Genomic DNA, 22,406 nt, shown 5'->3' with positions numbered 1-22,406 from the left:
TTATGGCCGCTTCGACCTCGACCTGAACGACCGGATTGATTTTGGACGGCTTGCAGCGTGAGGCGGCTGATCGGCCTATAACATTTGGGTACACCCCAGAGTGATAGGGCCGAGTGACACCATTCGTCTGTCACAAAAGGGTGGGTTTGCGCTCAATGTGACGATACACTGCAAGAGCCACCCTAATGTGACGGATTTTGCACTTGGCTCGTTGCGTGGCGACAACTACGATGGCCGGTTGAGCGGCAACTATGATGGCCGGTAGGATCGGTTGTCTGGGCTGATCGTAGGGAGGGGCGTAGCCCCGACCGGAGAGCGGACCAGACAACCGGTGGCGATCTTTTTCCCCTTCTTTCGGGGGGGCTGATCGGGGCTGTGGCGGGCGGTGGTATCGGAACACTCATCGAACAACGAGCGATGGGTTTGCGATGCCGGGCCACCACATTTCCGATCAGCAGGTATTTCTCTTCATGACCCATCGTCGCCAACACACCCAGGCCGTCGCGGCTGCCAAGGCCGGTATCAGCGAGCGCAGCGCACGCCGGATCGAGAACGATCCGCAGCTTCCGTCCCAGAAGAAGAAGGAGCGCCACTGGCGCACCCGCGCCGATCCGCTCGAGCCATTCTGGCCACGCGTCGAGGAGTTGCTCCAGATCGACGGTATCATTGCCGTCACGGTCTTCGAGACGCTCCAGGACGAGTTCGGCGAGGATGCTGTTCCCGATGCGATACGACGAACACTTGAACGCCGGATCGCCCGCTGGCGGGCACTGCACGGCGGCGAGAAGGAGATCTTCTTCCCGCAGCATCATGAGCCCGGTCGGCAGGGCCTGTCGGATTTCACGGTATGCGACAGTCTCAAGGTCACCGTTGCCGGCGAGACCCTGGCCTATCGCCTTTACCACTTCCGCTTGGCGGCGAGTGGCTGGGAGCATGCGGCTGTCGTGCTGGGCGGGGAGAGCTTTGCCGCCCTTTCGGAGCACCTGCAGGATGCCTTGTGGAAGCTGGGCGGCGCGCCGGCCGAACACCGCAGCGATTCCCTGTCAGCCGCCTACAAAAACCTCGACGCCGATGCGCAGCGGGATTTTACCCGAAGCTATGACGAGCTGTGCCGTCATTACGGCATGCTCGCTACCCGCAACAACCGCGGCGAGGCGCACGAGAACGGATCGATCGAAGGTCCCCATGCCCATCTCAAGCGACGGCTCGATCAGGCCTTACGCCGGCGGGGAAGCCGCGATTTCGTCAGCATCGAGGCCTGGCGCGAGTTCGTTGAGGCGCAGGTCGCCAGACAGAACCGGCGGCATGCTGCGCACATCGATGCAGAACGCAGGGTACTCAAGGCGCTGCCCGCAAGGCGAACCACCGATTTCGCCATGGTCACCGTCGATGTCACCCGCAACGGCACCGTCGCCATCGATCGGGTTACCTATTCGGTGCCTTCCCGCCTCGTCGGACGGCGCCTCAACGCGCATCTCTTTGACGATCGCATTGAGCTCTTCCTCGGTCCGGACAGGGTAATGTCCACGCCGCGTGTGCGGATCAGCCATCCCCACCGGGGGCACAGCATCGATTTCCGGCACATGATCGGTAACCTGCGCCGCAAGCCTGGTGCGCTGCGCAACCTCGTCTACCGCGAAGCCCTGTTCCCCGATCACGCCTACCGGCGGGCCTGGCAAGCCTTCGATGCCCAACTCGATGGACGGCAGGCCTGCCGCGATGCCGTCGCGCTGCTCGATATCGCCGCCAGGGGCGACTGTGTCGACGTGCTGGCCCGGCGGATCGATGAGGCACTCGACAGAGGGCGCTTGCCCGATGTCGATGCGCTCAGGGACGAGTTCCTGCCAACCGCAAGATCGCAGCGCGATGTCACTATCCCGCCTCCCGATCTGCACAGCTACAACAGCTTGATCGCCAGCGGGGAGGTGTACTGATGACCCGCACCAAGGACCAGGCCGCCGCCGTGCTGCCTACCCTGCTCAAGGCCTTGCGCCTGCCGAGTATCAACCGCAACTGGAAGCGCCTCACCGACACCGCCGATCGCGATGGCTGGCCGGCCGCCAACCTGCTGGCCTCGCTTCTCGAGATCGAGATGGCCGATCGCTCCTCCCGGCGCATCCAGCGCCATCGCGACCAGTCCGGCTTGCCCGCAGGCAAGACCTTCGCCACCTTCGATTTCGACGCAGCCCCCGGCATCCGCAAACCGCACCTCTTGTCCCTCGCCGCCGGTGACGACTGGATCGAGAGCGGCGGCAACCTGCTGCTGTTCGGCCAGAGCGGGACCGGCAAGACGCACGCAGTTGCTGCCATTGGTCATGCCCTCATCGACACGGGGCGGCGCGTCCTGTTCTGCTCCACCACCGACATGGTCCAGAAGCTCCAGTCCGCGCGCCGCGACCTCAGCCTACCCGCCATGCTCGACAAGCTCGACAAGTTCGATCTCATCGTGCTCGACGATCTGTCCTACGTCCGCAAGGACCAGGTCGAGACCAGCGCCTTGTTCGAGCTCATCGCCCACCGCTACGAACGCCACTCGCTCGCCATTACCGCCAACCAGCCATTTTCGGCATGGGACAACGTCTTCCCTGATCCCGCTATGACTGTCGCCGCGATCGACCGCCTCGTGCACCACTCGATCATCATCGAGATGAACGGCGAAAGCTACCGCAAACGTTCCGCCGTCGCCCGTATCAACGCCGGCGATTACGACCCGCCGAATGGCGCCCCGGACCGGCCATCATAATTGTCGCTGGCTTCGCGCTCGGGAGCACCCTTGCTGAGGCAACGGGTAATTGTCGCCAGCGGCAATTACATGCCAACCATCCCATGCGCTTCAGACCCTCGCTTCCGGCCAGCGTCAGCGACAATTACCCAGCGTCGTAATTGTCGCTCGACGGTTGCTCCCCGCAACAGCAAATGGTAGCCAGAATTCACCAACCGGCGCGGCCACCTATCGGCCATCATAATTGACGCCGACCGGACTCCGTAATCGTCGCGCTACAGCTCGTATCGGATATGCCCGCGTCAGCACCACGGACCAGGATCTGGATATCCAGATTGGCCGCCTCAAGAATGCAGGTTGCGAAATTATCCGTTCCGAGACCGGATCGGGGGCCTCGCGGAGCGGGCGCACGGAACTGGAAACGATCATGCAGTTTATGCACACCGGCGACGAGCTGGTCGTGCTGCGGCTCGACCGGCTCGGCCGCTCCACGCGCGATGTCCTGAACCTGGTGCATGAGCTTGATGAAAAGGGAGCTTCGCTGCGCATCCTTGAGCCAGAGGTGACGACGGCGGGCGACATGGGGCGAATGGTCATCACCATACTCGGCATGGTCGCCGATATGGAGCTGAAGTTCATCAAGGATCGTCAGCGCGCCGGGATCGAAGCGGCGCGCGCCGAAGGCGTTTACAAAGGCCGGAAGAAGAACGTCGATGACGATGAAATCCGCCGTCGCCTTGCCGCCGGCGCCAGCAAGGCCCGCGTTGCCCGCGACCTGAAGGTCTCACGAATGACCGTCTATCGGGCGCTCGACATTATTCCGTCACAGACCAAACTGCCGGAAAAGCCGCCCACTGCCAGCATCGCCCTGCATCTGATTATCGAGAACTTCAACAAGCGTGGAAGAGGTAGAAAACCCGCTCGGGAGCGGATTGAGGCGATGCTGGAACGCGACTACGCCATGGTAAAAAACGGCAATTGTGATTACAAACTGACCGTCGCCTATGACCCCGATCCGGATGGCATTTCCCTTGATGAGGAAATCCAAAGCCTCCTCTCCGAGATGTTCAACATCGCAGAGAGCTACAATTGCTCCATGGAAGCCGATATCTACGAGGTCGGTGGTCAGCAACGGTCCTGGTAGAATCAATCAAGCGTTCAGTGTTCGTTCTTCAACCTGGCCAAAATCGCAGCTTCGGGCCGACTGGGCCGAATTGGACCGAAATACTTTGGTGGCCTTGCTCGACCGGATGATACGCGCCGAGGCGCTTGGCGATGCCCCGCCCCAGGCCGAACGGGGCGACTGGATGTTCGGCAGCGTCGATCCCACCGAGTTCACCGAACCCGATGAGCATGGCTGGATGGCGATAGTACCGTCCTCCCTGCCCAGGATATGGATACCGCGCGCGCTGTGCTTCTGGCGCATGGTGGTGTCGATCGGTGGCACGATCAGCTTGGAGCAACTGGCGCATCCCGCCCATTCGTTGGCGCGATGGCCGGCGATCGAGCAGGCCGTGCGGTCGTATCTGGCGATTTCCGCCCCCGATCTCATCCTCATTGATTCAGCGCGTGAATCAGCGACGCGCCATTGAGTCAGATAAGTCGTCGGACTTCGCAAAGCTGATTTTGTAGGCTCCGCGCCATGTTCGGCGCGAACCTTCCTCTGCCTGATCCGATCGAGCTGGTGGCGCTCGACCCGGCCCGCAACATTCGCCGGCGCTACAGCATCACCGCCAGCCTCGACCTCTTTGGCATGATCGTCGTCGAAACCCGCTGGGGGCGGATCGGCGCGCGCGGTCAGGCGCAGGCCCGAGCCTTCGCCGATCGCGCGGCGGCCGAGCGGCATATCGCCGCGACCCTGAGCCGGCGCGATACCGCCGAGAGCCGGATCGGCGTCGCCTACCGTCCGCTATAGGCATCTCTAGCATTGACTTCGCCTCCCCCTGCAGGCGGAGGAATAAGGCACTTTGGAAGCGATCAGGCGCGAGTTTCCGTGATATAGAGACGAAGCACGCGATTGATCTCGGTCTGGTATCCTCGACCTTCCGCGTGATCCTTAAACCAGGCCACGACATCGGCGTCGAGCCGAAGCGTGACCGGCTTCTTGACGGGCTTGTAAAGGCCAGGTCGGCGCGCATGCAGCCAAGCCTCAGGGGAAGTCTCATGAGTATCGACAGTATCGATCTGATCATCCGGCAGTGAAGCCAGCTTGTTGAGTTGATCCTGCAACGCGGCCTCAAGGGGTTTCTTGCTCATATCGTCGTCTCTCGTGCTTTGTTACCTTGCAGGCGCTGACGATCGGGTTAAAAATCACCGTTTGGCTTTCGCTAAGCGTTGCTCAGCGTACCATCTATGGCCTTTCCTCGGATATTTAAGAACAAGGGGACGGAAGCGAGCTTCCATCCCCTTGGGTAACATCTACGTTAGTTCATTTTGGTCTTTGGGGGTCAGAACCGGACGTTGATGCCACCACGCGCTTCGGCACCCTTCTGAGAGCCACCGAAATTGAGACCGCCTTGGACAAAGACGCCGATGCGTTCTTTGAACAGTGCGCTGATTCCGCCGTCAATGGAGCCGAAGCCCTTCGGATCGACACCCTTCAGAGTGAATGGGCTTCCACCCGTCGCGAAGGCAAATTCACGGCTGCTGCCGACATCCCCCTGGAAGGTGTAGCTCAGCTTGCCGAAGGGACGGATGGAGACGTCGCCGCCATTGGACAGTTCTGCACCCAGGCGAACGCCCAGTTCAGGCACGAATACTGTCTTGGAGTCGCGTCCGGCAGTCAGGCCGATACCTGCTCCACCCTGTTCGGTGAAGCCACCCAGCGTCCAGTGACGTAGCGCCAGCTTGCCAAAGGGCAGGACAGTGACGCCCGAACCGGCCAGCACGTCATAACCCAGTTCGACATTGCCGTCCCACTGGCGACCCTTGAAGGATGCCGTGATCGTGCGATCAAGCACGGTCAGATCGCGGGTGACGTCGAAGTTGGAAAAGCCATAGACGAACTGTGCACCGGCCTGGATCGGTCCAAAGACATGCTTCCAGTTGACGCCGAGCGAGTAGGTCTTGGCTTTCGCCGTTTCTGGGGTGCCGCGAGCGGCAATGTCGTGTTCAGCATAGGCGAAGCCGATACCGAAGGTGCCATTGTCCGCATAACCCAGGTTCAGGCCGATCGCTCCGCCATAGCTGTTGTCACGAATCTTCGATGCGCCCGAATTCGTGCCGCCATAGCGGGCGAAGCGACCAACCGGATTGATCCACACGCCGTTGCTGCCAATGGCTGCTGCGGTCTCGAACGATTCGGTCAGGGCTGAATTCTGCTCGATCGCCGCCAGCGAACCATAGATTTCCGCCGATGACAGTTCATTGAACACCTGCGCCGCGCCCGCTTGGCTGAGACGCCAGTCGAGACCCGAGATGATGTTCGCGGCATCCTGCACCAGGCCGATCTCGCTCACCGTGGTGAATACCGATCCGCCATTGGCGTCGTCACTGATCTTCTGGACGATCGTTGGGATCAGCGCATCCAGTGCATTGGCGGCCGATACGGCATTGGGGTTAGTCGCCGCAGTAGCGTAACCGACACGTTTGGCGACGATCTTGACGGTCTTGGTCGCGTCATCCTTCTGCAGATCGAAGCTTACAAAGGGTGAACTGATCGACTGGTTGACAGTCGCGCTCACAGCGCTGTCCGTATCGCCATAGGTGAACAGCGTATAGCCATCTCCCGCCGAATAGATTGCATCCTTAGTCACATCGACCAGCACCTTGCCGCTCAGAGTGACCTTGCCCGTCACGTCGATACGCGAGGGGGTGGACTGAGCGGAGAAGCCATTGGCCGGCGTGGTGAAGAAGGGCACGGTCGCCCCTGCTTCGATCGGCCCAAGCACTTCGCTGCCGCCATTGGCCGTGCCGACCGACACCGGAGCGAAACGCACCAGTGACGGGCTCACCCCGACCACAGTCGTGCCCGTGTCCGACTGGCTATAGTCGCCATTCAGTACAACATGCACGCCAGAGATCGTTTCCACGCCTGCAGAGGTGATGCTGCCTCCGACAAGGCCACCGTCGATCAACGTCCGGCGACCGAAGACCAGTGAGCCGCCATCGACGACAATGTTACCCTGAATACCGATATAGGCACCATCTGCGTCGGTTGGGTCATAGGCAGGTCCCGTGATCTGCAATTCACCAGCACTAACGTTGATTGACCCGACATCGGCACTCCAGCGATTGAGGTCTACAGAATCCTCAATATAGGGGGCAAGATCGAGAACGAAAGTGCCCGCATCGGCCTTATTGACGCTGTTGACGCCCAGAATACGTACTGCACCGGTGCTATAAGTACCGAAGCCAAGTTCCTGTGCTTCCTTCGGCAGCACTGCTTCGGGAGTGTAGGTGGGTGAAGTCGGGGTTTTGAGGTTGAGGACATCAGCCCCCAGGAAACCCGATCCGTTGAGGTTCAGGACCGTATCGGTCAGGAATGCACCCGTTTCAGCGTCACGCTGGCCGACGATGTTGCCCAGTGTGACCGACCCGGCATTCAGGTTGACCGTTGCCTTCACGTCACTCGTCTTGATGTCTGGGGCGTCATCCCTACCGAAGGGGTCGGTAATAGTCGCATCGCCGACATAGACGCCGCCGCCCAGGAAGTTATTCTGGTCGAACGTATAGGTTTGCGCTGTCAGTGCTTCGGCAGGCGTGACCGTCTGGGTGGTGGTGGTGACGGTATCGATTTGGGTTTGGCTGTGATTATCGATTGATTGGCCCAACACCACCTTGCCCGCAATGCCGCCGCCATTGGTAAGGATGCCGGTCGCACCAGCGACATAGACATCGCCCCCGATCAGCGCGCCTGCGGCGTTGGTGACCGTCGCCGCGCCACCGATGCCGGTATATGCATTGGTGGTTTCGTCCTGGCGTAGGCCGACATTGTTGAGGTTGGTGCTCTTCGAGGTCGATGACACTACCGAATGCAGGGTATCGGCAATGACAGACCCCTCGATCATACCGGCATTGCTGACCGTGGCCGTCTTGTCGCCATCGGCATAGACGCTGCCGCCGATCTCGCTCTTGGTGCCGACCGCTACATTAGCGTCACCGCCAGCCAAGGTTGTGGCGTAAGACGCGCTGTTTTCGGTTGCTTCACCGGCGCTATTGTAGAGCGTGGTCGCTTCGCTGGCCGAGTTGGTGAAGTGGCTGTAGGCTTCAACGTTGCCATTTACTTTGGAACCATTGGCAATCGTCGCTGTGGCGGAGGAGAGGCCGGTTGCATAGACCGAACCGGATACCCCAATCTTGTCAGCCTTTTGCAGATCGCTGGCCGTATCGACCAGGATCGAAGCTGCGCCGCCGACATTGTTGCTGGTGGAACTGCTCACTTGCTTGGACACCTTGGGTACCAGCGAACCAAAGCTGGTCGAACCGGAAGCCGCTACCTTGCCCGCATAGTCAGTCGTGCTGCTAGACTGATAGTCGTTGCCATAGGCTGCCGTGGCGACAGCGTCCCCGCCGATAGTGCCGGTGACGGTGGTCGTCGCCTTTCCGCGCGTGGTGGAGCTTTCCGCGTTGCCAGCCACGGTTCCGGCGACTGCTACAGTTGCATCACCTACATCGGCGCTGGTGGCATAGCTGGAGGTGTATTTGTCGGAAGCTGTTGCTGTGCCCTCCGCCGGAACGCGCGTGAAGCTTCGCTCCTGTTTGGTGGTATAGTCAGTGCCATCCGCATTGGCATAAACGCCGCCAAAAGGATTGTCAGCGCTGCTGCCGACCACGCCGCCCTTGGCAACCGTGACGCTTGCGCCCGTTTGGCCATAGGCATTGACATTGCCAGACAGCGTGGCGGCCTTGCCCGTGGCCGCAACATCGACGGTGGAGGCACCGCCGACCGAATTGTAGCCGTAGTCATCAGTTCGCGCCAGACTGTCTGTGCGCGCTACGCTGGACGTGATCGTCTGCGATGCCGTCTGGGTGGAAGCACTGCTGACATCAGTACCCGATGCGCTCGAATATATCCCGCCTTCGACGGTGCCCGAAAGGGTGACACCGCTGTTGCCGGTGGCATAGGAGGACAGCGAAGGCACTACTCCGGCCTCGCCCTCAGCCAGCTTGCCGCTGACGGTGACGCTGCTGTCGCCACCTGCATTGGTGGTGGACGAAGAACTGGACGCGCTGGTCAGGCTGCGCGTGCCGTTGCCGCCCGACAAAACCTCAACCGATTTGCTTTCGCTGTTCGACTGGCTGTTCGCCGAGCCGGCTTGCGACGTCAGGCTACCATAAATTACGCCGGAAACGGTCGCGCTGCTCGCCTGGTCGGCGAGTTGGTTTACCGATCCATTGCCGTTGACGCCGAAATTCAGCGTGCCGTTGGCATTGGCATAAGTGCCGGTGACATTGCCGCCGGTGTGTGTCGTGACGGTCGTGGATTTGTCTTCGACAGAGGTCGTTACGACATCCAGCGCGGGCGGCGTCGCGATCGCGGTCGAAACCTTGGTCGTGTTGCTGCTGGTCGTCGCGTTGTCCGTGCCTTGACTGACCAAGCTGGTCGAACCGAATACAACACCGTCGTTGTTGTAAGTCACGTCACCACCCGCGCTCAGCGAGACATTGCCCTGCACTTGCCCACCAACTTCGTTGACGAAGCTGGCGGTGCCAGTGGTGGTTGCGCTGCGTGAGGTCGATTCGCTCTGGCTGGTTGTCTCGATCAGCGTAGCGCTGGTCGTGGTGCTACTGCCGACCTTGCCGCTGGAATTTGTCAGAGACCGGCGCGACGTGCCTGTGACATTGCCCTTGATCGTCCCGGCATTGTTCAGAACGACGCTATTGTCCCCGATGGCTGTGAAGTTGCCATCGACCGTCCCGGTCGCGCCGACCGCGCCGGTAGCGGCGCCGCCCGCCCCAACATTAGTGTCGCTATAGGTGTAGCCCGTGGGGGTCGAAGCATAATCATAGGCATTATTTGTAGCAGTCGAAGTAAGACTGACATTCCCGTCAACCGTGCCGTCGATCACTGTCGATGCGCTGCCTTGGCCATTTACGCTGACCGAACCTCCGACGCTGCCATCTTCGCCGACAGAAACGTCGGCGGCTTTGCCAACGGCAGTGCTGGTGGTTTTTGTTGAACCGCTGACCGGGACGGCGCCATCGACGACGCTGATATCCGTGTAGGTGGTAGAAGTGCCGTTCGAACTGGCATTCACATTGCCCGCAACCGCACCATCAATGGTTGCGCTGGCACCCCCGATGCCGGTCGCGCTGACAAGGGCCACATCGCCGTCACCGCCGACAGTTACATTGGCCGATCCGCCCCCGCGCGTGACGTCGTTGCGGACGGTGGTGGTGGTTACAGTGCCGCTGGTCACTGCATTGCTGCCGCCCACCGTTTCGGTCACGCCGCCGGCCGACGCGATGACATTGCGCGCCTTGGCGGAAACGGTCACTTCCGCGCCATTCAGGCCGGTCGCGTTCAGATTGCCGCGTACGCTGTCTTCAGCATCCGCCGCATCGCCGGCCTGCACAATGCTGGCTTTCCCACCAGCAAAGCTGGTCTTTGTAACGCCATCAACTGGCGCAGCGGCGGTATCCACCGTGATCGAGCTTGCCACGACATTACCCGACCGCACCGCGCCCGCAGCCGATGTCGTGATCGACACATTGCCCTGACCCGATGCCGTGATGCCGTTATAGATTTCGCCGCCATTAGTGATGGAGGCATCGCCGCCGAAGCCAACGGTGCGCAGCCCACCAGCGATCAGGCCGTTATTGGTGCCTTTGAAGCTGTTCGCTGCACCAGCCGCCGCACGGCCGTTGAAGATTGCGCCTGCGCCATCGGTCACTGAACCAGTCGCTGCATCGACCGCGCCGATCTTGCCATCGCTCAGAAATTCAATCTTGCCATCGCCTTGACCGGTGTTGGGATTCAGCACGATCGAATCGCCCAACACGACACCGGCTGACGGCACCGTCAGCTTTAGATTTGCGTCGTCGGGGGCCGTGATTGCAGTCACGATCGCCGCATTCACGGTGGTACCGGGCACCGACGTCGCGGGTGCGACTGGAGCGGGCACGCTGACATCACGCGCTTGTGCGGCGGAAGCCGCCATAAAAGCGACCGGAATAGCTGTCGAAATAAGCAGCGATTTTTGGAAATTCTTGAGCATGTTTCTACCATTTCCTTAGTGTTCTCAGGCGGCATAAAATGCCGCGCCCATTCGCTAATATTTAGCGGAGGGCGATCTGAGTTTTTTAAAATATGTGATTAGTTGGCGGTTGCAGCCATATAAATATTGGTCACGACATCAATTCCCCCCGGAAACCTAAATGATTGCACGCGACTGCATAGCTACGATATGATCGTAGCTTCGCCGTCAATTTGCGGGTGTATTGACATAAATGGCAATCACAACAGCTATCGACTGCAAAAAATGCATGTAAATAGTTCTAATGGTTGCGCGGAATTACAAATATTGTAACTGGCTGCTGGCTGCTGGCTGCTGGCTGCTGGCTGCTGGCTGCTGGCTGCTGGCTGCTGGCTGCTGGCTGCTGGCTGCTGGCTGTTTGGCGGCATCTTTGGGGGGTATTGCAGAGACTTTAGTTGTCTTTGGCGGGTCGCAAATATTCCTGTAATTTAAAGGGTTACCGCAAATGACCAACATAGATAATTTCAATATAATTGAAGCTAGCAAAAGTTTTAAAAAAAAATACGGAATAGATCTCCTTAGGGAAGAGGCTAAAATTCTCATTCTTTTGGAAAAGCACGGCGGGCTTTCTACAAAAAACCTAATGAGTTTTCTAAATATATCAAACAGGGGGTTTTATTTAAAAATAAAATCCTTAACTGAAGAAGGGAAAATATATACTGAGGAATGCAAAACAGACAGAAGAGTTAAAATAATAAAGATAAAAAATTAAATTAATTAATAATATGAGGTTGGCACGCCAAATTTTATTGAGTGAGGTTTGCTTGATCCAAAAATCACAAGTTTTGCATAAGTCGGAAAACCACCTAAATCTGCGGCTCTCGGGTATGCGAAAGATATTTGCATAAAGAAGGGCATTTCGGTTATAGTTTGGGCATGACCATTTATGGCTATGCCCGCGTCTCAACAGACGGCCAGACTCTCGATGCACAGCGAGCGGCACTTGTCGCCGCTGGGGCTGCGAAGGTGTTCCACGAAACCGCGAGTGGCATAAAGAGCGATCGCAAGGAGCTGGCGAAGGCGCTCAAGGTGCTGGGAGCAGGGGATACGCTGATCGTTACCCGTCTCGACCGACTGGCGCGCTCAACGCGCGATCTGCTCAACATTCTCGACACGGTGGCAAGGGCAGGGGCGTTGTTCCGCTCGCTCGGTGATCCGTGGGCCGATACCACAACCCCACATGGCCGCTTAATGCTGACGGTGCTGGGCGGGCTGGCCGAGTTTGAGCGCGAGCTGATCGTTACGCGGACAGGGGAGGGGCGCGCCCGCGCCGTGGCGCGCGGACAGCATATGGGACGCCCGCCAATGCTCACCGCCCATCAACGCACCGAAGCCCTGCGCGCGCTGGCCGATGGCAGCGCAACGCAAGCGGATCTCGCGCGCCGGTTCAACGTCAGCCAAAGCACCATATCCCGCCTTGGGAACAAGCTCATCCCCGCAAAGGCCCAACCACCATTGGATTCGGATACTGAGCGCGCAGCGCGGGTGTTCATGAGCCGCATATCAGGCCGCTACGCCGTTGATCGCGCCATTCTGTTCGGAAGCCGCGCCCGTCGCACACACAACGCGACAAGTGACGCTGATATTGCCGTGGTGCTGAAAGGCGAACACGGCAAACGGTCAACCACGGCAATCGACATGGCGGGCATCGCGTTCGACGTAATGCTGGAAACCGGAATCCTGGTCGAAGCCCTGCCGCTGTGGGGCGACGAAATGGAAAACCCTGAACAATTCAGCAATCCCGCCCTGATCCGCACGATCCAGCGTGAAGGGGTAGCCCTGTGAGCAAGCCCGTCACACCGGCATCCTATATGCGGAAGGCGGCTCAAGCCTTGGCAAGCGCGCATCAATTGCTTGCCGGTGGTGATGCTGATGGCGCTTGTAACCGCGCTTATTATGCCATGTTCGACGCCGCTCACGCGGCGCTCCGTTCTGCCAACGTCGCGGAAACCGCTTCCGCTACCAAAACCCATAGAGGATTGATTGCGGCCTTCGGTCAGCATCTTGTCCTTGGCGGACACGTCGCGTCAGAACTCGGCAGTTCGCTTAACAGGGGATGCCCCATAGTGGCAGGCTGTTCGGTTCCGGCGCGCGGGCGATCAGCTCGGCCGCAGCCTTGAACAAGGCAGTGATCGGCGCGCGGGCGATGAAGGTCGCCGGATCGGCCTTGTCCATGCGCTCGGCGAGCATGGTCAGCAGTTCGGCGGGCGACCAGCGCCGCTCGGCATATCCGCGGCGCAGCGTCGGGATATCGATCATCTCGGGCAGCATCAGTTGCCCTCGCCGAGCATCGAGATATGCGCACTCACCACACGCCAGCCTTCGGGCATGCGGACCCAGCTCTGGCTCTGGCGGCCGGGTCTGGGCGCGCCTTCGCGCTGGAACTCGGTGTTGGCTGTCGCGAAATCAGTGCCGAAGGTGGTGATGACCGTGTTGAAGATCGAGCGCTGGGGCGATCCGCCGACCCGCGCCACGCGAAACGCGGCGATCGCCTCGAAACCATATAGAGTTGGATTTTGCCTTCTGCAACAGCTTCAAGCGCGCTTTCACATGGACGAGCTTTCCATCGGCGAAGACGCCATAGACCAGACCGGGCACATGCGCGTCCAGCTGCCACTGCGCGAAGATATGATCGACCTCGGCCAGCGCCGCCGGATCGGGGCCAACGGCGCGAAGCGGCATTGCAACCAGCAACAGCCCGAGCGTGAAAAATGTTCTGAACAAAGCGGATCTCCAGGTATCCCGATCCGCCGGCTCCTAGCCGAAATTCAGGCGATGCCCAATCCGGGGGTCATGCGGACGGGCGATCCCAGCGGCGCAGCGCCATGCCGATCAGCGTCACCGCACCGGCGCCCAGCATCAGCAGCGGCACCGCGACATGCGGGGGCACCGGATGCAGCGTGAAGACGAGCCCCGTCGCCGCCGCGGGCGGATGGACCGCACGGGCCGCCATCATCAGCAGCAGGCCGAGCGTGGCGGCGATGATCGCGACCAGCACCGAAGCGCCGAACATCCAGCCGGCCAGCGAACCGACGAACGCGGTCGCGGCATGCCCCGCCATGATCGGCCAGGGCCGCGCCGAGGGAGCCGAGGGGGTCGTGGCAATCAACGCGACCGAATTGACCAGCGGCATCCACATCGCAACGATCGCGAAATGATAAGCGAGCCCACCGAACAGCGCGAGGGTGGCGAGAAAGACCGAGCCTGCCAGCCCGATCCGCCGCCACGACATCGCATCGGTCGTCGCCCACTTCATCCTGCATTCCCCAAGTGGCGTGTCGTTTGAGGTGAAGATCGCCTGTATCCGAGCGCTAGACAAGGATTTTCTGCCGCAAGCGGCACCTGCGGTCGCGCAGACTGCTGGATCTGGACGGATCAGACCGCGAAGCCGCTGTTTCCTTGCCCAGGGGCGGCGTTTTTCAGCGCAGCGGACAGATCTGTCCAGCCGCTTTCGTTCAGTTTGAGCGTGGATCGCGATCATGCGCATAGCGGTGGCGCTCGCAATCGGCGGATAGCGGCGAGGATGGCGCGTACCATCGTGCCGGTGACAGCGACCTCGGCCAGCTGGAAGGTGATGGTGCGGGCGTGACGGACCACACGTGCCCCGATCTTGATCAGCTTCAGTTGCAGGCTGGTCAACGACCAGTCGGCCATGGCCTCGGGCAGCTCGATGCAGCGCAAGAAGGTGGCCAGGTTGTACGCCAGGGCGTGCAGTTGCAGCCGCACCTCATTGTCGCGGAACTTCCGGCACGACAGCCGCGTCCAGCGAAAGGCGTATTTGCCCTCTTTGATGTGCTGCTCGGCGGTGCCGCGCTGGTTGTAGAACCGCACCACCCAGTCCGGCTCCATCGGCAGGTTGGTGACGATGAAGCCGACACGCGGGAACAGTTCGCCCGGATGCCATTCGATCTTGGCGATCACCCGGCGTTCCTTGTCCCAGGACGCCGCCTGATACTCGAATTCCTCGAAGAACCGCTTGACCTTGGTCAGTGACGGCCGCCCGACAGGGCGCGTTAGCCGATGCGCGATCTTGTCCTTGAGGACCGCGTTTGCGGGCAGCCGGATGGCGTAGAAGAACCGCGCTTCTTCCAATCGCTCATAGATCGCCGGGATCGCGTAGGCAGCATCGGCCCGGAAGAACCTGCCACCAAGGTCGCGCTCCGCGTAGCGCGCAATGACGGGGTCGAGAACATCACGCCAGCCATCGGCGCTGTGGACGTTGCCATGGCGCAGGGCGCAGCGTTCCAGCATCCCGAACTGGTTGAACAGAAAGTTGGGGTGATAGCAGCTACAGTCGAAATGGCCATTCCAGGCGGACCCTTCCTGGTCGCCATGGGTCGGGCTGACCGAGCTGTCCATGTCCAGAACGATGTACTTCAGCCCGTTACGGTCATGGAACCGGTCGATCCATTGCCCGTTCAGGTCGGCCAGCGCGGCACGGTTCCCGGCCAGAGCCAGCGTCTCGGTCTCGAACCGTCCCATCTGCGATGCCGAGGCCGCTTGTGCATCGACCGCTCTGCCGCCGACAACTTGGCGCATGACCGGATCGCAGGCGAGACGGTTGGCGTCGTTGACATCCTCGTATCCGGCCAGCCGCCCAAAGACTGATTGCCGGAACAGGCCGTCGAGCCGATGGACCGTGTTCTTGCCAGAGCGAGTATCGCGCAGCGCCGCTGACGCCAAATCGGACAACCCGAGCGCGTCATCAAGCTCGCGCATCACCAGAAGGCCGCCGTCGGAACTGAGCTGCGTGCCGCGAAATTCCAGCCGCACGCGAGGGTCGAAATCCACCCGATCTGCCCGTTGCAAGCCCGCACCCTCTGGGTGATCCATGAAACGCGCCCCTCGCAGCCTTCAACACCATGTTTTATATAGGAAATATAATGGTCAGGACAGCGAAATCAGCGCCTTACTTGGGAAATGTGGGTTAACAAGGTCGAGCGTCTCCGCCTGCTCGCTGATTACACGGGTGATCCTGTCAGCGACGATGACGCCGTATGGGCAGTCGGGCAGGCTGATATTTTCGTTGCGGCAATCCGCGATGCATTCGGCATCGCGTAGCCGCCTGCTTTCCTGAATGTTGACGCGCCGCTTCAAATCGGCAAACTATCAATAATTCATCCCTGAAAGTTTGCAAACATGAAAATTATCACGATTGCAGCGCAGAAAGGCGGTGCAGGAAAAACAACCCTGGCCGTTAATCTAGCTGTTGCCGCCCAGGCCGGAGGGATCAAAACTGCTCTGATCGACCTCGATCCGCAGGAAAGCGCAACCGCGTGGAGCGAGAGGCGAACAGCTGAACTGCCCCACGTCGAACCATTAAGCGCCCGTAGATTATCTCCCTGGATCAATGCAGCTGAAGCCGAAGGCTTTGCGCTGGCGATCATCGACACACCGCCTGCGGCAGGCGCAGAAGCAGCAGAGGCCGTGCAGCGTTCGGATATGGTTTTGATACCATGCCGACCTTCCCTGATCGACCTAGAGGCAATCAAACGCACCGCGCAGCTTATCACAGCGACCGGCAAGCAGGCCTTCGTCGTCCTGAATGGCGCACCGCCAACCGCCACTGCCTTGTTAGACGATGCTCGCACGTTGGCCGAGGCAACCGGCTTACAGGTTGCCCGCGCGGTAATCCGTGAGCGTAGTAGCTTTCGAGCTGCGTGGCCGTATGGCCTAGGCGTGATTGAGCATGAGCCGGAAGGGAAGGCCGCATTAGAGATTGCAGCTTTGCGAGATTTCATATTTGAATATTTGCAAATTATCAAACCGTCACATGTGAAGACGAAAGGTAAGGCTGCACATGGCTAGAAAATCCCTATTATCCGCCGCTATCGAGCGGCCGCAGGCCGAGGCTAACGAAAACACTATCCCGCAGCCTGTGGCAGATGCTGTACGGGCAGAGGCCAAGCGACCTAACAGTAACGCAGGCAAGTATCACTTGGGCGGCTATTTCGATCAGGATGATCCGACCGCTGAAGCCTTCCGCGTATTGGCTGCAAAGACCCGCCGCAAACAACAAGACTTATTGGGGGAGGCAATCAGCGACCTTGTGGCGAAGTATGATGCGCGAGCTAAATTCGGGTCATGACAAAACGCATCCGCGATCCCATGCTGGCACTGCTAGCGCAATGGATTACGTTCGTGTCGCTTTTTGCACCAGCCTAGAAAGGCAGCATCCGCATTCTTGAGGGGTTGCTGCCCCTTGTCATCCCAGAAGGCGAGATAATCACCCTTGAGCGCGTAAACATCATATCCTGGCGCGACCGTGCGGGCCTTTTCCAGGGCCTGGTTGGAGATCATAGGGAACAGCGTTTCTTGGGGCAGGGCCTTTCCCGCGCGGGGCGTGAAAGTCACCTGATCGCGGGTGTTGTCAAAGCTCAGCGCATAGTCCGGAAAATGACCATGGGCATCGTCCTGGTCCACAATTGTCTTGATGAGACGCCGAAACTCAAAGTCGGTCGATTTGGACCCGCATTTGCGTTGCAGCGTATCCAGACCGAATTTGACAGCTTTGCCCGGCCACCCGCAATGCTTGCGGGCAATCTCGTATAGCCGCCTTTCCAGCGGCTTCCGTAGCCGAAAATATTGGCGGTTCAGGGTCAGCACTTCATTGGAACGGATCGCGTTGAACACCCAATCCGATAGCCGCACCTCGACCTCTTGCATCCGGCCTTCTCGCGTTTCGCGCATGATCCTCACACGATCGATCAGGCTGAAAATATCCAGCGCCTCAGTCCCACCAGTCAGGATATTGGTTTCAATTTGCGTTCCCTGAAGGCGTTTAAAGGCGCTGCGTAGCTGCTCATAGCCCCGGCCATCAGTTCCCCGATTGGTCGCCACCAATAGGTCATAGGCCTTGAAGCGCACGACCTGGTTGACTGGCTGTCCGGAGTTTAGCGCCGCCATGAGCTGGCTGATGCAATAGATCAGCACATCCCGGTCGTGAACTGTCGCCAGCCCCAGCTCGCCGGGAGACACGCGAACGAAGGTGGAGCCGTTGCGATATTCCCGCGCGGTCAGATCAGGCTTGGTGGAGATGCTGAATAAGGGATGCTCCATCGAGGCCATGTCCCCTTTGGGAGCGGCATCGAAAACGTCGCATACGAAAAAGTCCTGCTGAGGATAACGATCCGGTAGGAGAGGGGAGCGATCATCTGGATTCGTGTTATCACCCATAGCTGATACCTATCGTGTTTTCACCCATGGACCAATAGGCTTCGTGCTTTCACCCATTGAGCTGTGGACAACCCCTGTTTTCCTTTCGTGTTATCACCCATGATCTTTCGTGTTATCACCCATGATCTTTCGTGTTATCACCCATGAGAGTATTTTATAACTAACTGATTCAAAACAGAAAATCGGCACTTTATTTCAGCGTAACACAGATTCTAACACAATATAACACAAGGGCATTTTGGGAAAGCGAGGTGCGTTCCCCCACAGTAAAGCAAGGCAAGCGGAATTGGCCTAACGGCCAATGCGCTGTTTGGTGCGTGACGGCGATGCCGTCACAGGGCGACCTGCGGTCGCTGGGCTTCCGAGGGGGAAGTGGGGCGGGCGCAGCGTCCAATCGGACCCTAGCGCCTTGTGGAGGGGGCAGGGGCCGGCCAGGAGGCGAGGATTGGGCCTTCTCCCTTCCGCTGCACCCTTAGTTCCGATCGCGTGCCCTGTGGCCGCTCAGCCGGGAGCGCATGGCCGCTGTCGTCGTCGGTCAGCGCCCACATATCGGCCCCGTGACCGCGAAGCTGTGCAAAATGGCCATTTGGGATTTCAGCGCCAGAGTCCCTCGAACCGGCGTCCGGCCGTACGCGTGTAGCGGACGGTGTGTTTGGGGTCACGGTGGCCGAGATAGTCCTGGATCAGGCGAAGGTCGTAGGCGCGGTTCGCAAGCGCGAACCCGCAAGAGTGGCGCAGCATGTGCGGGTTGACCGACGGCAGGCTGGCGCGCGCTGAGGCCTGGGCCAGCAGGTAATTGACGGCCTGGCGGGTTAGCTGCGCGCCGCGCTCGGACACGAACAGCCAGGGCAGGTGATCGTCGCGCAGCGCGAGGTAGCGCCGGATCGCACGCAGTTCGTCGCCCGCGATCGGCTGTTCGACGGACAAACCGTTTTTGAGGCGACGCACCCACAGGCGCGATACGGCAAGGTCTACTTCATCGCGCCGCAGCGCGGTCGCCTCGCTTACACGCAGTCCATGACGGTACATCATCAGCAGGAGCAGGTGATCGCGTAGCCCATGCCGTCCGGCCTTGGCGGCATTGAGCAGGCGGTCGATCTCGGCTGCCGTCAGGAAATCCTTGCGGCGTTCGTGGGCATCGGCGGCCGTATCCGTGTCACTCTTTACATTTTGCCGGTTGATCGCCTTCTCGGCCATGCTGTGTTCCCTTGGGTGCATTCCCTTGCCGTCGGCGTCACTCTTGACGAAATGCGCTTTTTGTAAAGAGTGGCTGGGTACGCCGAGGGTCACGCGGCGATCCTGGCCTCGATGTCGAGCCGCCGCTCCATATTCAGGTCGAACGCACCATACGGGCTGACATGCGCCCAGATGAGCGGGGTCAAGCCGCGCTCATCCGCTGCGGTCATGCGCCCGCGCCAACGCTCCTCGGCAAGAACGCGCTGGAGCATCAGAGTGTTGACGTACACCAGGCAGGACTGGAGGAGGTGCAGCGCCGCGACCGATGCCTGCTGCTCGTCGAGCCGGTTCGATGCGACCTCGCCGCCCCGGCCGAAAAAGATGAAGCCGTTGGCCGAGTTCCAGGTCTCTACGACGTTCAGCCCCTCGTTGATTTCGCGGCGCAGGGCCTCGTCGTGCAGGTAGCAGCACAGGAACGCCGTCTTCATCGCCTTGCCGAGCTCGGCAAGTGCCTTGTAGGTCGGATGCTGGACGTTGTTCCTGGTGAACCGCCGGAGGATCGCCTCGGGATCGGCGGTGCGCTCGGCCATCGCGGTCGTGTAGCGGACCATCTCGTCATACTGCCGCTCGATCAGCGGCCAGTCGATCGGGCGCGTCAGGATGCAGGCGAGGTTGGGGTAATCGTCCGCCGTGCCAGGTCCGGGCAGATAGAGCTTCTGGCCTGCGATGGCCTTGAGCCGCGGCAGCAGCTGGAACCCGAGCAGCTTGCAGAACGCGAACGCCACCTCGCTCTGCCCGTGGCTGTCGACGTACTGGCGATCGATCTCCATCTCGGTGTCATGCGCGAGGACGCCCTCGATCATCGAGGCGACCTCGGACGACGAGCAGCGCTTCAGGCGCGAATGGATGCACACCGACTGGCGCTCGACGTGCCAGTAGATCATCACGCCCCGCCCGCCGTAGCGCACATGCCACTCGGTCATCAGGTTCTGGTCGAAGGCGGCGAAGTGCGTGCTGTCCGACGCGCACGCGGTCGTGCCCTCGCCCCACACCGCTGGATCGCGCGCGGCGAGCGTGGCGTTAACGACGCGCCTGGTCGCGTCCCGCAAGGACTCGGCGTCGATATAGCGGCGACGGGTGTGGAGCAGTTCCTTATAGGTGAAGCCGTGGTCGCCGACGACCAGGCGCTTCAGCCCGGCATTGGTGCCAAGGCCGTATAGGCAGAGCAGTAGACGTCGCCGGACGTCGTCAGGGTCCGTCGCCGCGCGCGATGCCGCCGTCGAGAACGCCTGGGTGAAGCCGATGCGGAGGTCCGCCTCCTTCAGGATGTCGAGCAAACCCGTCATCGGCCAGCGACGACCCAGCTCGCCGCCGAGCGCCTCGAGGGTGGGAGGTGCCGGAAGGGGATCGAGCGGGGTCACGACGATTGGATGACGGCGGCGCGGATTGAGTTTGACCCTGGTGTTGCCCGGCATGCCGCGATCGAGCATTGCCAACGCCTGCTCCATCTCCGCCTTCACGGAATCGGTGAAGGCGCGCGCGTCGGTGGTAAGGCCGAGCCGCTCATAGCATTCGGCGCGTCGTTCGTTGAAGTCGGCAGGCAGATCGTCGTCGGGGTTGCGGAACCGACCCGCACCCGCGACCCACACCTCCTTGCAGCGGAGCTTCTCGCGCAGCGTCTGGAGCACGCAGATTTCGTAATTGATCCTGTTGACCCGCTCCGAGCCATCCGGCGCTTCCTCGATCACGATGTCGCGCCATTTGGGGCGCACGACGCCGTCGATCGCGACCTCCGCAGTGCTGAAATATTGCCGTCCGTCATTCTCGGCCGCGCGGATCTTCACCAGCGCGTCGGTGAGCGGCTTGTGTGCGCTGTTGTTCGAGCGGAAGTCGAGCGCGGCGAGGAGTTTCGGCATCATGCGCCGGTAATAGGCGCCGTAGGAGGCGCGGACCGCCTTGTGGACGCGGCGCGACGGCGCCGAGCCGGTGGCGAGCGCTTCCTTGACCAACGCCTGAAACGTGCGCTCGTCGACCACGGGAAAGATCACCTCGCGCACGGAGCCGTCGGGCGCACCGGTGACGGCCGACGCCACCTTGAACAGGATACCGCTCTTGCCCCTGACCGCCTTTGCTTCCTCCAGCAGCTCGGTGACGACGCGCCGCTCAGCCTTGACCGTGATACGGTGTGTGATCTGGATGAGCAGGTCGACCAGCCCGTCGACGATCTCCGCCTCGCGCGGGACGCAATAAAAGGTGAGCAGCGGCAGCCTGATACGATCCGGGTGGCGGCGCAGTTCCCAGGCGCTTTCGACTGCGGCCCGCCTGCGAAATCGTTTCACGAGGTCGGGATGCACGTCGCCAAGCAACGCAGCCGACAGTCCCAGCCCACGAACTAGGTCGAGCTTGGCGACCTCGGCCAACAGGCTGTCGAGCCCCGGCTTTCCGGGATCGGCGGACAATCGCGTATAGCCCGCGCCCTCACCATCATCGGCCAACAGCGCGTTCAGGCGTGCGCGGGATCCATCGTCAAGGCGATCATAGACCCCGGCGAGCATCGCATCGTCGTGGCTCGAGCGAAGCGAGCGGACGAGCCGGTCGAGGCGGTAGGATCCGGGTCTGACGACCCGCCTCGCGGCGAACCATCCGGTGATCTCATCCTCAAGCGCGGATGGTGTCGGCTCGCGGGGGAGGATATCCGATAGCAGCCACGACCGAAACGCCGCTTCGGCCGCATGGTCGAAGGTGCCGACCGCCAGATGATCGAGAACACGCTGGCGGTGCCGACGTCCAGAGCGACCGGTGAACGCGTAGCTCTCGACGTCCGCCGCCACGCCGATCTGGTCGGCGAGGTGCGCGATCACGGCCGGAGCGAGGTCCGCTTCCTCATCTGGAAAACGACCCTGCGACCGCCAGAACGTCAACTGACAGGCGAGCCCCAGCCTACCGGCATCCGCATTGTCGGCGATGAACGCGACATCGTCGGGCGACAGCGTCCAGAGTTCACCCAGCTCGTCCGCCGACCACAGCCGCTTCATGCACGCTCCCTGATCCATGCCGAAACGGCATTCTAACCCGGATCACCGGGCGCGCGAAGTCAAATGGCCATTTTGCACAGCTTCGCGGTCACGGGGCCA

The 22,406-nt window shown here is 60.7% G+C and carries 19 protein-coding genes and 1 pseudogene; 10 read left to right on the top strand and 10 right to left on the bottom strand.

Annotated features, from left to right (window positions below):
- Window positions 1-428: 428 nt before the first annotated feature.
- The 5 genes from istA to M529_RS33425 all read left to right on the top strand — a co-directional run bounded on the left by istA (window position 429) and on the right by M529_RS33425 (window position 4,637).
- Complete coding sequence (istA, locus tag M529_RS33445; protein WP_009823667.1) at window positions 429-1,934, top strand: IS21 family transposase; 1,506 nt, start codon at window positions 429-431, stop codon at window positions 1,932-1,934.
- Window positions 1,934-2,743 carry an IS21-like element helper ATPase IstB gene (gene istB / locus M529_RS33440; RefSeq protein ID WP_009823666.1) on the top strand — a complete coding sequence of 270 codons (810 nt, stop codon included), beginning with the start codon at window positions 1,934-1,936 and terminating at the stop codon, window positions 2,741-2,743. The genes istA and istB overlap by 1 nt, the downstream gene beginning before the upstream one ends.
- Window positions 2,744-2,966: 223 nt before the next feature.
- Window positions 2,967-3,866, top strand: coding sequence for a recombinase family protein (locus M529_RS33435; protein ID WP_021317603.1), 900 nt, complete (start codon window positions 2,967-2,969; stop codon window positions 3,864-3,866).
- Between the two features lie 70 nt (window positions 3,867-3,936).
- Complete coding sequence (locus M529_RS33430) at window positions 3,937-4,314, top strand: hypothetical protein (RefSeq protein ID WP_145907854.1); 378 nt, start codon at window positions 3,937-3,939, stop codon at window positions 4,312-4,314.
- Between the two features lie 50 nt (window positions 4,315-4,364).
- Window positions 4,365-4,637: a WGR domain-containing protein gene (locus tag M529_RS33425; protein ID WP_021238845.1), complete on the top strand. Its 273-nt coding sequence runs from the start codon at window positions 4,365-4,367 to the stop codon at window positions 4,635-4,637.
- A gap of 62 nt (window positions 4,638-4,699) precedes the next feature.
- Here the strand turns inward: M529_RS33425 and M529_RS33420 are convergent, their stop codons facing one another.
- A complete protein-coding gene (locus tag M529_RS33420) occupies window positions 4,700-4,978 on the bottom strand; it encodes a BrnA antitoxin family protein (RefSeq protein ID WP_021317602.1) in 279 nt (92 codons plus the stop codon).
- Between the two features lie 191 nt (window positions 4,979-5,169).
- Window positions 5,170-10,881, bottom strand: a complete 5,712-nt coding sequence (locus M529_RS33415; RefSeq protein WP_021317601.1) for a hypothetical protein — start codon at window positions 10,879-10,881, stop codon at window positions 5,170-5,172.
- Window positions 10,882-11,365: 484 nt separating this feature from the next.
- Between M529_RS33415 and M529_RS49175 the strand changes: the two genes are divergently transcribed.
- From M529_RS49175 to M529_RS50730, 3 genes are all read left to right on the top strand, one after another.
- Window positions 11,366-11,632 carry an HTH domain-containing protein gene (locus M529_RS49175; RefSeq protein WP_145907851.1) on the top strand — a complete coding sequence of 89 codons (267 nt, stop codon included), beginning with the start codon at window positions 11,366-11,368 and terminating at the stop codon, window positions 11,630-11,632.
- A gap of 164 nt (window positions 11,633-11,796) precedes the next feature.
- A complete protein-coding gene (locus tag M529_RS50120) occupies window positions 11,797-12,705 on the top strand; it encodes a recombinase family protein (RefSeq protein ID WP_021317600.1) in 909 nt (302 codons plus the stop codon).
- A 26-nt stretch (window positions 12,706-12,731) separates the two neighbouring features.
- The gene (locus M529_RS50730) at window positions 12,732-13,040 is read left to right on the top strand and encodes a HEPN domain-containing protein (RefSeq protein ID WP_084491010.1); all 309 of its coding nucleotides are present in this window, start codon (window positions 12,732-12,734) and stop codon (window positions 13,038-13,040) included.
- Here M529_RS50730 and M529_RS33410 read toward each other — a convergent pair.
- The 5 genes and pseudogenes from M529_RS33410 to M529_RS49695 all read right to left on the bottom strand — a co-directional run bounded on the left by M529_RS33410 (window position 12,967) and on the right by M529_RS49695 (window position 16,017).
- Window positions 12,967-13,179: a hypothetical protein gene (locus M529_RS33410; RefSeq protein WP_161626335.1), complete on the bottom strand. Its 213-nt coding sequence runs from the start codon at window positions 13,177-13,179 to the stop codon at window positions 12,967-12,969. The two genes, M529_RS50730 and M529_RS33410, sit on opposite strands and share 74 nt — an antisense overlap.
- Window positions 13,180-13,190: 11 nt before the next feature.
- A pseudogene (locus tag M529_RS33405) lies at window positions 13,191-13,418 on the bottom strand (AtzH-like domain-containing protein); the annotation flags it as partial.
- 293 nt (window positions 13,419-13,711) lie between these two features.
- Window positions 13,712-14,176, bottom strand: a complete 465-nt coding sequence (locus M529_RS33400; RefSeq protein WP_020817765.1) for an HPP family protein — start codon at window positions 14,174-14,176, stop codon at window positions 13,712-13,714.
- A 221-nt stretch (window positions 14,177-14,397) separates the two neighbouring features.
- Complete coding sequence (locus M529_RS33395; protein ID WP_006473457.1) at window positions 14,398-15,753, bottom strand: IS1380-like element IS1247 family transposase; 1,356 nt, start codon at window positions 15,751-15,753, stop codon at window positions 14,398-14,400.
- A 54-nt stretch (window positions 15,754-15,807) separates the two neighbouring features.
- Window positions 15,808-16,017, bottom strand: coding sequence for a hypothetical protein (locus M529_RS49695; RefSeq protein WP_161626334.1), 210 nt, complete (start codon window positions 16,015-16,017; stop codon window positions 15,808-15,810).
- A gap of 42 nt (window positions 16,018-16,059) precedes the next feature.
- On the opposite strand from M529_RS49695, the gene M529_RS48310 reads away from it, so the two are divergent.
- Both M529_RS48310 and M529_RS49160 read left to right on the top strand, forming a co-directional pair.
- Window positions 16,060-16,728, top strand: coding sequence for a ParA family protein (locus M529_RS48310; RefSeq protein ID WP_066564817.1), 669 nt, complete (start codon window positions 16,060-16,062; stop codon window positions 16,726-16,728).
- Entirely contained in the window at window positions 16,721-17,008 is a 288-nt protein-coding gene (locus M529_RS49160) for a ribbon-helix-helix domain-containing protein (protein WP_021238836.1), read from the top strand. The genes M529_RS48310 and M529_RS49160 overlap by 8 nt, the downstream gene beginning before the upstream one ends.
- A gap of 32 nt (window positions 17,009-17,040) precedes the next feature.
- Here the strand turns inward: M529_RS49160 and M529_RS33390 are convergent, their stop codons facing one another.
- The 3 genes from M529_RS33390 to M529_RS33380 form a co-directional block, all read right to left on the bottom strand.
- Window positions 17,041-18,096 (bottom strand): replication initiator protein A, encoded by a 1,056-nt coding sequence (locus tag M529_RS33390; protein ID WP_030092293.1) that lies wholly within the window; start codon window positions 18,094-18,096, stop codon window positions 17,041-17,043.
- Window positions 18,097-18,690: 594 nt separating this feature from the next.
- Window positions 18,691-19,386: a tyrosine-type recombinase/integrase gene (locus M529_RS33385; RefSeq protein ID WP_201766338.1), complete on the bottom strand. Its 696-nt coding sequence runs from the start codon at window positions 19,384-19,386 to the stop codon at window positions 18,691-18,693.
- Window positions 19,383-22,307 (bottom strand): Tn3 family transposase, encoded by a 2,925-nt coding sequence (locus M529_RS33380; RefSeq protein ID WP_021238839.1) that lies wholly within the window; start codon window positions 22,305-22,307, stop codon window positions 19,383-19,385. The genes M529_RS33385 and M529_RS33380 overlap by 4 nt, the downstream gene beginning before the upstream one ends.
- Window positions 22,308-22,406 lie beyond the last annotated feature (99 nt).

It is taken from the genome of Sphingobium ummariense RL-3 (assembly GCF_000447205.1).
In the GTDB taxonomy this organism is placed as follows: Bacteria; Pseudomonadota; Alphaproteobacteria; order Sphingomonadales; family Sphingomonadaceae; genus Sphingobium; species Sphingobium ummariense.
Note: the sequence above shows the minus strand (reverse complement) of the source record. Positions and strands in the feature narration are given on the sequence as shown.